Here is a 10,643-nt window from a genome sequence, read left to right as displayed (position 1 = left end):
AAGTGGTGTGAGCCATTAAGCTAACTTGTACTAATTACCCGTGAGGCTTAACCATACAACGCCAAACGCGTTTTATGCGACAGTTTAGACAGAAGTTAATATGACTAAAGTAGATATTTACTGAAAGACTTAAAAAATATTATCAGATATTTTCCAAATTCAGTTAATGCGTAGCGATACGAATTAACGCCCTAATTTGCTTGGTGACAATAGCGTTTTGGACCCACCTGATTCCATGCCGAACTCAGTAGTGAAACGAAACAGCGCCGATGATAGTGTAGCATTTGCTATGTGAAAGTAGGACATTACCAGGCTTCAAATTGTAGAAAGCCCGAATCTAACGATTCGGGCTTTTTTACGTCTGCAAAAAAGTGATTCAGGGATTCCTCTAGAGCGAAGGACTTCTTAGTAAATCATTTATATCGATCAGCAATAATATTTAATCAATTTGAGGGATTAAATCTGACGCTAACTGCGTTAAAAGCCTCATATATGAAACAACTGAATAACGAATTTTTTGCCCTTCTTTTATCGACTCCGCTTAGTTATTGCTCTAATCTCAATTTATGATCTGTTCAATTATGTAGTTTATAAAATGTGACAGAGCTCGTTTAGATAAAAATAGAATAATAAGGGTTTAATAATGAGTGAAATTGATAATCATCCACATGGCATTTTTTGTTGGTCAGAACTTTGTACACACAATTGGAAAGAAGGTAAGACGTTTTATACATCATTATTTGATTGGGGGTATGACGATCAACCTATTGGGGAGGACATATATTACACCATGCTACAAAAGCAAGCTGGTGATATAGCCGCTATGTATGAAATGCCTAAAGAGCAAATTAGTGAAGGGATCCCAAGTCATTGGTTGGCTTACATTGCCGTCGACAATGTTGATGATTGTGCGCTAAAAGCTAAAGAACTAGGTGCTGAAGTTATTGCCGGTCCTCATGATGTTATGAATGCAGGACGAATGTTGATGCTAAAAGATCCTGTAGGTGCCACTGTTGCACTATGGCAGGGGAATGAGCATAAAGGTTGTAAGCACTTAGGTGAATTAAACACGCCTTATTGGCATGAGTTAGCAACCAGAAATAGTAAAGTAAGTAGAGATTTTTACTGTGCTTTACTAGGCTGGGAAAGTGAAATAAAGCCAATGGAAGGTATGAACTACACTTTATTTTTAGTAGGTGGACACCCAATTGCCGGTATGCTTGAGATGACAAGCGATTGGCCTGAAGATATTCCTGCTCATTGGATGATTTATTTTGCAGTAGAGAGCTGCGATACAGCAGTAAATAAAGCCGCTAGCCTAGGTGGACAAGTATGTGTTCCTGCAACAGATATCCCCGATGTTGGTCGTTTTAGTGTTATATGCGACCCTCAAGGTGCTGTATTTTCGGTGATCGAATCTGTTATAGATGACGTTTAAACAGTTACATTAGCTTTAGCGTTAATTTACTCGCTAGTTTGTTATAATACTCGCCAATTAAATCGTCAGAAAGTGCAGAGAACGCAATGGAATTTGAACAAGATAGCAATTTAACCCTTCCTTTATTTCTATTAGATGAATCATTAAGTAATAGAGATTTAGAGCAGCCTGATTTTGAAATATCAATTGGACTTGATGATGAGTTACTTGCTCAAATTTGCCAAAATCCAAGTGAAGATAGCAGTGTAGCTATTACCGTTAGCGGTTATGAGTTGCTTATAACTGATTCTCTGTATTTAAGTATATTAGAGCAAGAGCATGATGCGCAGATAACATTAACGCATGGGCCTCTTTTAAGTATTGTTTTGAATACTGAAGGTCAGAAAACATTCGTTTCTCCTCAAATGGATATGATGCCCACCTTCGATTTAGGTGACGAGGACGAATGAAAAAAATAATAATAAGTACATTTGTATTAATTATCCTTAGTGGTTGTGCTTACTTAGGTAATGCACATTACGATGATTTATTTGGCCCTGAACAAGCGCAAGAGCGTATCGTTCCGCATTCTACTCTTGCTGGAGCTGATTTTTTACAAAATGTAAAACCAGTACTCGATACCCGCTGCGTCGTTTGCCATGGTTGTTATGACGCACCTTGCCAGCTTAAGCTCTCATCCCCTGAAGGTATTGATCGAGGTTTGAGTAAAGAGCTCGTTTACGATGGAACTCGTTTATTGGCAACGACCCCAAGCCGTTTATTGTTTGATGCAACCAATACACAGCAATGGCGAGAAAAAAACTTTACGCCAGTGCTAAATGAGCGCGTACAAAGTGAAGAAGCAAACTTAGCGGGAAGTGTTTTATTTAATAGTTTAGTGTTAAAGCAAAGCTATGAATTACCAACTAATGAAGTGCTAGATGATGAATTTGATTTTTCATTAGGGCGTTCGCAAACCTGTGCAACAATGGGGGAGTTTGACCGATTAGCTGACGAGCAACCTCATGGCGGTATGCCTTATGGTTTACCTGGGGTTTCGCGCGAAGAGTTTAATCATTTACAGAACTGGCTTAAAAATGGCGGTAAAATGTCACATATTGAGCCACCGAGCAAGTTTGATCAAAATAAAATAAAGGGCTGGGAAGCATTTTTAAATCAAGATAGCTTAAAGTATCAGCTATCAGCACGTTACATTTATGAACATTGGTTTTTAGCGCATATTTATTTTACGTCAGAGAACCCACAAAACTTTTTTAAACTCGTTCGTTCAAGTACGCCTCCTGGCGAAAAAATAAAGCTAATTAATACGCGTCGTCCATACGATGACCCTAAAGTTAGCCGTGTTTATTATCGTTTTATGCAAGAGCGTACAACCATTCTTTCTAAAACGCATTTACCACTTGAGCTTAATGAAGCTAAATTACTGCGTTTGTACGAGCAGTTTATTGCGCCAGATTATACTGTCACGCAAATGCCGAGTTATGAGCCTAAGTCAGCATCTAACCCATTTAAAACTTTTGAAGTTATTCCTATTAATTCTAAATATCAATTTATGCTTGATGAAGCAGAGTTAATTATTATGGGCTTTATAAAAGGACCTGTTTGTCGTGGTCAGATTGCTTTAAATGTTATAAATGATCACTTTTGGGTGGCATTTGCTGATCCTGATAAGGTTGCGACTCCTGCTGTAGGGGAAATGCTAATGCAACATGAGGAAGCGCTAGAGCTTCCAGCTGCTGAGGAAAGTAATGCGTTACCTGTCTCTAGCTGGGTTAAATATTCAGTTCGTGAGAAAAAATATTTACAGGCAAAAATTGAGCTTGCTAACGAAATGTTCAAAGATGGCGAGCACCTTACAACTGACTTGCTTTGGAAAGGTGATGGGCATAATAAAAATGCTGCACTGACCATTTTCCGCCACTTTGATAGTGCGACCGTTGTTAAAGGCTTTATTGGTCAAGAGCCTAAAACCACGTGGATACTTGATTATGCGTTATTTGAACGTATTCACTATTTGCTTGTTGCTGGCTTTGATGTATACGGAAATATAGGCCATCAATTGGTTACACGGCTATACATGGATTTTTTACGTTTAGAGGGAGAGCAAAACTTTTTAGCTCTATTACCTGAGCACAAGCGTAATCAAATCAAAAAGCAGTGGTATCGTAATTCACCACCTGACTTATCTAAGTTCTTTAAAAGTAACCGAGAATTTAGCCAGCCCAGTGGTATTAACTATGAAACGGATGATCCACAGCATGAACTATATACCTTGATGAAAGAAGCCTTAGCACCAGTTTTAAGTGAAAAATACAACTACACTGAAGTGCCAAAGCCATTAAATGTAATAAGTAACATGCCAGCAAAAGCGGTTAACTTATTACCTCAGCTTTCTTTTATACTTGTAAAGCAAGAAGATAATAGCCATAAGGGCTACACTATTATTCATCATAATGCACATTACAATATATCTAGTTTATTAAACGAAGATGGCCAACGTGCTTATGATGAAGATACCGCGACTATTGTTCCTGGGTTTATCGGAGATTATCCAGCAGCTATTTGGTATTTAAATAACGAGCAGCAAGTAAATGCTTTTGCCGAGCAATTGCCTATGATGCAAATAGAAGCTGATTATGGTGCATTGAAATCTAAGTTTGGTATTCGACGTACTCATCCGCAGTTTTGGCAATACAGCGATATATTGCACGATACAGCTAAAAAATATCGTGGGATAGAATATGGAATGTTCGACTATAACCGTTTAGAAAATAGATAGTTAAATAGTTTTATTTTATTAGCCCAACTTTTTAGTTGGGCTTTTTTATTTAATAATCATTATTTAAGCTGCTTATTAGTTCTAAAAAATTGAGCTACACTTAAAACAAAAACAGGGCTTAGTATGTTTAAAGTTGTCGCGAATATCCGTACTCGTTACCGATGGGCATTAATAGCAATAGCACTATTAATAAGCACATCAGCATCACTTATGCAGTATTATTTTTCGGTGCAAAAATACGACGCCAAAATAATAAATATGGCTGGTAAGCAGAGAATGCTTTCTCAAAAAATAGCTTGGCATAGTAATGAGTTATTATTATCGGCAACAAATATTTCTGAGCATACTAAAGCGTTAAAGGCATCAGTCGTATCATTCAAAAAAACTCATAATTACTTACTTTCAAAAAATGCTAATGGAGAGTATCAGTACCTTACACCTAAGCTTATTAAGCTATATACGTTAGCTCCTCATAAACTAGATTCCCAAGTTGCAACATATATCCAGCAAGCGGAAAATTTGCTTTATCAACAAGGCCAAGTAGATAAGCGTATATTCTCTGTAACTGAGGTTGAAGAGCTATTAAAGCAACTAGATCATGCAGTGAATTTATTTGAAGAGCAAGCTGTCCAAAAATTAAACTGGGTATCTAACCTTGAATTATTATTTTGGCTTATGGCGATGTTTTTACTACTTGTAGAGTTAAGATTTGTATTTATGCCAATGGAAAAAGAAATAGGTAACGCATTGTCTAAATACCAAAAACAAAAAGAGTTCGCTCAACAAGTGAGTCAAAATAAAGAGCATTTTATTGCCAGAGCAAGTCACGAATTTAGAACTCCTTTACAGGGGCTTATTACGTCTATTGAGGAGTTAAAGGTTTCTGATACGCAGCAAAGCGTTAAAACCCAAGCTAATTACTGCGCACTTAGGTTAATAGCCATATTAGATGAACTGCAAGACTTGCAAGCTTTAAGTACAGGTAAATGGGTACCGCAATTTAAAAATGAAAGCCTTCTAGAGTCGTGTAATAAAGTACTAATGGCTTACGAGCATGCTTGTCAGCAAAAAGGCCTAAAACTAGTTAGTTGTTTAGATGAATCATTAAATTGTGTATGTAAATTGGATCATCAACGTTTGCAGCATACGCTTACAGAATTAATCAGTAACGCTATTAAGTTTACGACAGAAGGTGAAATTACTGTCTCTGCAAAGCTTTTTAATGATGAACTTTGTGTAACTGTAAGTGATACTGGTTGTGGTTTTTCGAAAGAGATTACTGATCTTGAATTTGACTCATTTAAACAAACAAACCATTTTCAAGGATTAAGAACAGGTCTCACTCGTGTTCAGTATGTTGTAAAGGCGTTGCACGGTGAAATTACCTTCAAAAATAATGAAGCCCATGGAGCGCTGGTATCTTTGCACTTACCAATAATTGCCAGTAAAGCTCTCCCAAACCCTCGTAAAATAAATGACAAACTAAAGTGTTTAGTCGTTGAAGATAACCCATTAAACACTATGTTATTAACCCGCATACTTAGCTTATTAGGTTTAAGCTATGATTGCGCAGAAAATGGTAAAGTCGCGTGTGATATGGTGAGTGAAAATCAGTACGATATTGTTTTTATGGACTTAAACATGCCAGTAATGGATGGGTTTGAGGCTATTAAAAAAATACGTTCCGATCTTAATAAAGTAATGCCAATTATTGTTATAACAGCAAATACCTCACAAAATGATATAGAGCGAGTTTATGAATACGGAGCTAACCTCCATATTCATAAGCCAATAAGCCAGCAAGCAATTAAAGACGCATTAAATAGTATTAGCGTTGTTAGTGAAATAAATTAATTTTGCAGATAACAAGCTTGCTAAGCTCTTTTAATATGCGTTAACTTGCTGTTTTAAGGTTTATTAGGAAAAGTTAGTGCAGTCAATTACGCTTGAGCAATTTAATGGTTACTTACAAGGGCAAGGCAAAAGTCGTTACGACATATGCAACCTAGATTGGCAAGTGAATCTAGGAGAACATTGGCTGCTTCTAGGTGCTAATGGAGCCGGTAAATCTGCACTGACAGCTGCGCTAGTTGGTGAAGCTAAGTGCGAAAGTGGTAAGCGTATAAGTAGTATTAATAAACTTATGCTCGTGTCTTCAGATTCGCATAAACAGTTACTGGCCCAAGAATTAGAGCACGAAAAGCATAGCCTCGTTCAAGACCTTATTTTTACAGAGCATAGTAATAATGGTGAGTTATTAGCGCAGCTAATAAAATTATTTAAATTTAGCTCATTACTAAATAGGCATTTTAGAGACCTTTCAACGGGTGAAACTCGTAAACTCCTACTTATTAAAGCACTCAGCTCCCATAGTGAGTTAGTCGTGCTTGACGAGCCATTTGATGGACTCGACGTACAATCTTGCCAGCAACTTAATAAAATACTTATAGAGCTTAGCCACACGATTACTTTTGTTTTTGTGCTAAACCGCTTAGACGAAATCCCTTCATTCATTACTCACTATGGTTATGTAAACCAAGGCTGCTTGTTACATACTTTAGCAAAGCCAAGTAGTGAGCAATTAAGTGATTTACTAAAACTACTTCATTTAGAGCATACTTCATTGGATGTGCCATCTCCTGACGCCGAGCAAGAGCAAAAGACATTCACTGGTAATACCTTAGTTAAATTGAGTAATGCTAAAGTTAGTTATAGTGATGTAAGCATATTCAAAAATCTCAATTTGACTATAAAAAAGCATCAGCATTGGCAGCTTAGTGGAGCGAACGGTTCAGGAAAAACATGCTTATTAAATTTAATAACAGGTGATAACCCACAGTGTTATAACAATGACATTGAAGTGTTCGGTTTTAAACGTGGGACAGGGGAGAGTATTTGGGATATAAAACAGCATATTGGTTTTATATCTAACGCGCTACATATGGATTACCGCGTAAGTATATCGGCTTTAAATACTGTTATTTCAGGTTTTTACGACAGCATAGGTTTATATCAAAAACCGAGCGACGCACAAATTAATATTGCTCGACAGTGGCTGGCATTTATTGGTTTAAGTGACAAGCAAAACACCTCATTCACTCAGCTGTCGTACGGCGATCAACGTATGTTATTAATTGTGCGGGCTATGGTAAAACATCCAGCGTTACTTATTTTAGATGAACCTTGCTTGGGCTTAGATGAAGCAAACAGGCAACGTGTACTGCTACTAATAGAGAAAATTTGTGCTGCTAATACAAGTACTGTGATTTATGTAAATCATCATGCGGCAGACAAAATTAAAGGAATAGAGAATTACTTAAAAATGGAAGACTTTAATTAAAAACTCAGAGAAAGGTTGAGCGAAAAATCACTCAACCCATTTTCATTTTAAAGACGAGTAACGCTAAAGCCTTTATCTCGTAGTTGTTTAAGTAACCCGTGTTTTTCAGGTAAATGCAGAGCACCTACAGCAATAAATAGCTGCTCGTTTGCTAAACGCGGTGTGAGTTGTTTAACCCAATTATTATTGCGGTTAGTTAGCATTACTTGCTCGCTAATTTCACCGTAATTACTGTCATCAAAACTCATGTTGTAGTAATCGGTTAGTGTGTCCATGTCACCGCTTTTCCAAGCATTAACTAACTTGATAAAGTAAGTATTAATATCACTGAGTTGCTCAAAGGTTTCTTCAATCATTTCATTGCCTAATAGCGCCATGCCATCAAACATTTGCAGTTGCTGCTCTAGAGTTTCAAGCTCACCTATTTTTATTTTATGTTCTTTAGCGTAACTAAGCACTTGCTTGTCTATGCCAGTTTTATCTGAATATCCTGCATTTTGAAATTCAATTTGCATCATAGTCACCATAACGGCCCAAGGCTTTAAGCCATTAAACATAGCAATATCAATCGACTTTTTAGCAAAGTAATCTTTTAGCTTGGTATAATTTTGCTTTGAAAGCTCAGTTTGCAGTGTTTTTCCATCGTTTAGCATCATAAGTGGCATTGAGCGTTGCTGCATTTCAAGGGGGGTAAGTTTGCTTATATCAACTTCAACAATGACTTCTTTGCTTGCGCTAATTGCATCGGTTACATTTTTAGGTAAGCCTTTCATGCTGGTATCACCAACGTGTACAGTGCCAAATAAGTAAGAGCTGACGCCATTTTTTTCTATTTTATATAAGGCAGGAGCTGCATAGCTGTTAAAGCTAAATGTTATAAGTAACGCCACAATAAAAAAGTGGCTAATACGGGTAAGAGCATTCATGGTTTGTCCTTAAAATCTCAAAATTAGTAGTGTAAATACTAACCTAAATTCACTTCAGAGGTAACGTTAATATAAACGTTAGCGTATTGTTTTCGGTATTACTGGCCGTAATAGTAAAGCCATTTAAGTTGCATAAGCTCTGCACAATAGATAACCCTAAACCGTGACGTTGGTTATTAGTTCTAGATGAATCTAGCTGATAGAGTGGGTCAAAAATAGCAGTTAGCTGTTCACTACTTAGTGGTTTATTTACTTTGTTACTAACAGAGATAGTCACGTTTTTTATGTTATTTACGGCACTTAATTTAATTGGAACCTCAGGAAGCCCATAAAATAGTGCGTTATCGATTAAGTTACATAAAATGGTATTTAAACTAAATTCGTCAGCATTAAGTGTAAACTCGTCAGTTATCTCATTATTTAAACGCGCTTTAATACTTGGGTGCTTAAAGGTCAGCTCATCAATAATTTGATTTACTAAGTTATTTAGAATGATATTTTGTGCATTTAATTGCATTGTACTGCTACTTGAGCGCTGCAACAGTAATAGGTTGCTAACAATTGTTTTCATGCGCTGTGAAATATTAAGTACATCACTGGTATAGGTGTCGCTAATACGTTTATCGTCAGGGTAGCGAATAGCCACTTCTGAAAGGCTTATGAGTTCAGCTATTGGGGTTTTAAGCTCATGTGCAATGTCGCTTGTTAGGCGCTTTTCATTACTATAGAGTTGCTGATTAACGGTAATAAACTTATTTAGCTCGTTACGTATAGGTTCTATTTCTTCTACTTTAAAGTCGCTTTCTATTGTTTGCGCAACACCGGTAATATCGAGTAACTTAATTTGATCGTTTAAATTGTGTAGCGGGTGTAGGCCTTTATTTACAATACGTGTCACTAAATAGCGCACACCAAACACACCAAGTACACAGGTTAAAATAAAGACCACATCAATAATAATCAGTACTTTATTAAGTTCGGCTGTCGGCGCTGCAATCGCAAGAGTCATGGTATTAAAAACAGCAGAGTGAGTGGGGTTTCTATCGTCTTTTTGGGCTACAAAGTGACTTATAAGTGCGCGGCCATCACGCCCGTTAGGAAGCTCGTAATCTATAATTTTAGATTCGTTTATCGGCATTTCTAAAAAAGGTAGGTTAGCATTTTCATAAAGCGCTAATGAGTCCGAGCGCTCAAACACATCACGGCCATGCCATAATTGGTAAAACTCCGTGGCATCGGCTGCTTCATACTCCGACATAAACTCACCAGCAAAATCAAATTCAACTACGTTGTTGTCATCCTCAACTAAGGTTTTTAAGTAGTTAGCTTTGTTAGTTAGAGACTGATTGAACTGATCTTCCACCCAAGTATCAACACTTAGATCAACGGTTAAAAATATGGTGAATAAAATAACAGAGATCACAGCGCTAATATTATTAACGAGTTTACGTCTTATTGAGTGACTTTTATTTTGTTGTTGCGACATAACCAAATCCACGTTTGTTTTTTATCGGGAGCTCGCCACTAAACTGTCTTACTTTTTTACGTATAGTTGAGATGTGTGCTTCAAGCGCATTTTTAGAGAGCATATCAAACTGACCTACCACGGCTTCACTTATAAGCTCGAGCCCTAATACTCGCTCTGGGGCGTTAAATAAGCATTCTATTATTTTGTATTCATTACGCGTGAGCTCAATGGCATGTTGCTTGTAGTGAAGAGTTTTAAGTGACAGATCTAATACGCAATCACCTACGGTAAGGGTATTTTGTTGGTTTTGCAGTGAACCGCGACGAAGTAATGCAAGGACACGAGCATGGAGTTCTTCAAACGAAAATGGCTTAGTTAAATAATCGTCAGCGCCTTTCATAAGGCCGCTAATTTTATCTTGAGGCTCACTTCGTGCAGATAAAATTAGCACACGGCTTTGGCTATTACTGCTGCGCAGTGCTTGTAAAATACTCATGCCATCAACGCTCGGTAGCATTAAATCAAGTACGAGGAGGTCGTAGTTTCCACTCAGTGCCATACTCAACCCTTCTGAGCCATCACCTGTTTCATCTACGGTAAAACCAAGGTTGCTAAGGCCAACTTGCAAGCTGCGTCTTAGTGCTTCAGAGTCTTCAATAACAAGGATTTTCATGTTTACTCGGTTTATAAAA

8 protein-coding genes and 1 rRNA gene are annotated in these 10,643 nt (G+C 37.3%); 6 read left to right on the top strand and 3 right to left on the bottom strand.

The features are described 5' to 3' along the window. The first annotated feature begins 199 nt into the window (after positions 1–199). The 6 genes from rrf (at position 200) to I6F42_RS11005 (ending at position 7,557) form a co-directional block, all read left to right on the top strand. Positions 200–314, top strand: a 5S ribosomal RNA gene (rrf, locus tag I6F42_RS11030). Between the two features lie 329 nt (positions 315–643). Continuing rightward, positions 644–1,438 (top strand): VOC family protein, encoded by a 795-nt coding sequence (locus I6F42_RS11025; RefSeq protein WP_010553842.1) that lies wholly within the window; start codon positions 644–646, stop codon positions 1,436–1,438. A gap of 86 nt (positions 1,439–1,524) precedes the next feature. Continuing rightward, positions 1,525–1,887, top strand: coding sequence for a hypothetical protein (locus I6F42_RS11020; protein ID WP_010553841.1), 363 nt, complete (start codon positions 1,525–1,527; stop codon positions 1,885–1,887). Then, positions 1,884–4,217 (top strand): fatty acid cis/trans isomerase, encoded by a 2,334-nt coding sequence (locus I6F42_RS11015; protein ID WP_010553840.1) that lies wholly within the window; start codon positions 1,884–1,886, stop codon positions 4,215–4,217. The genes I6F42_RS11020 and I6F42_RS11015 overlap by 4 nt, the downstream gene beginning before the upstream one ends. 123 nt (positions 4,218–4,340) lie before the next feature. Further along, on the top strand, positions 4,341–6,071 hold the full coding sequence (locus I6F42_RS11010; RefSeq protein WP_010553839.1) for a response regulator: 1,731 nt from the start codon (positions 4,341–4,343) through the stop codon (positions 6,069–6,071). Between the two features lie 76 nt (positions 6,072–6,147). Further along, a complete protein-coding gene (locus tag I6F42_RS11005) occupies positions 6,148–7,557 on the top strand; it encodes an ATP-binding cassette domain-containing protein (RefSeq protein ID WP_010553838.1) in 1,410 nt (469 codons plus the stop codon). Positions 7,558–7,604: 47 nt separating this feature from the next. Here I6F42_RS11005 and I6F42_RS11000 read toward each other — a convergent pair whose 3' ends face one another. Genes I6F42_RS11000 through I6F42_RS10990 form a run of 3 tightly spaced genes read right to left on the bottom strand, consistent with a single transcriptional unit; the run spans position 7,605 to position 10,624 of the window. Then, complete coding sequence (locus I6F42_RS11000; protein ID WP_197152130.1) at positions 7,605–8,483, bottom strand: TraB/GumN family protein; 879 nt, start codon at positions 8,481–8,483, stop codon at positions 7,605–7,607. 49 nt (positions 8,484–8,532) lie between these two features. Beyond that, a complete protein-coding gene (locus I6F42_RS10995) occupies positions 8,533–9,969 on the bottom strand; it encodes a HAMP domain-containing sensor histidine kinase (protein WP_197152128.1) in 1,437 nt (478 codons plus the stop codon). Continuing rightward, the gene (locus I6F42_RS10990) at positions 9,950–10,624 is read right to left on the bottom strand and encodes a response regulator transcription factor (RefSeq protein WP_197152126.1); all 675 of its coding nucleotides are present in this window, start codon (positions 10,622–10,624) and stop codon (positions 9,950–9,952) included. The genes I6F42_RS10995 and I6F42_RS10990 overlap by 20 nt, the downstream gene beginning before the upstream one ends. Between the last annotated feature and the right edge of the window lie 19 nt (positions 10,625–10,643).

It is taken from the genome of Pseudoalteromonas sp. SWYJZ12, assembly GCF_015864395.1.
GTDB lineage: Bacteria > Pseudomonadota > Gammaproteobacteria > Enterobacterales > Alteromonadaceae > Pseudoalteromonas > Pseudoalteromonas arctica.
This window is presented reverse-complemented; position numbering and strand designations above follow the sequence as displayed.

Bases quoted from the DNA above. Each gene is read 5' to 3' on its own strand.
- I6F42_RS11025 (WP_010553842.1), top strand. From the start codon at position 644: ATGAGTGAAATTGATAATCATCCACATGGCATTTTTTGTTGGTCAGAA.
- I6F42_RS11020 (WP_010553841.1), top strand. From the start codon at position 1,525: ATGGAATTTGAACAAGATAGCAATTTAACCCTTCCTTTATTTCTATTA.
- I6F42_RS11015 (WP_010553840.1), top strand. From the start codon at position 1,884: ATGAAAAAAATAATAATAAGTACATTTGTATTAATTATCCTTAGTGGT.
- I6F42_RS11010 (WP_010553839.1), top strand. From the start codon at position 4,341: ATGTTTAAAGTTGTCGCGAATATCCGTACTCGTTACCGATGGGCATTA.
- I6F42_RS11000 (WP_197152130.1), bottom strand. From the start codon at position 8,483: ATGAATGCTCTTACCCGTATTAGCCACTTTTTTATTGTGGCGTTACTT.
- I6F42_RS10995 (WP_197152128.1), bottom strand. From the start codon at position 9,969: ATGTCGCAACAACAAAATAAAAGTCACTCAATAAGACGTAAACTCGTT.
- I6F42_RS10990 (WP_197152126.1), bottom strand. From the start codon at position 10,624: ATGAAAATCCTTGTTATTGAAGACTCTGAAGCACTAAGACGCAGCTTG.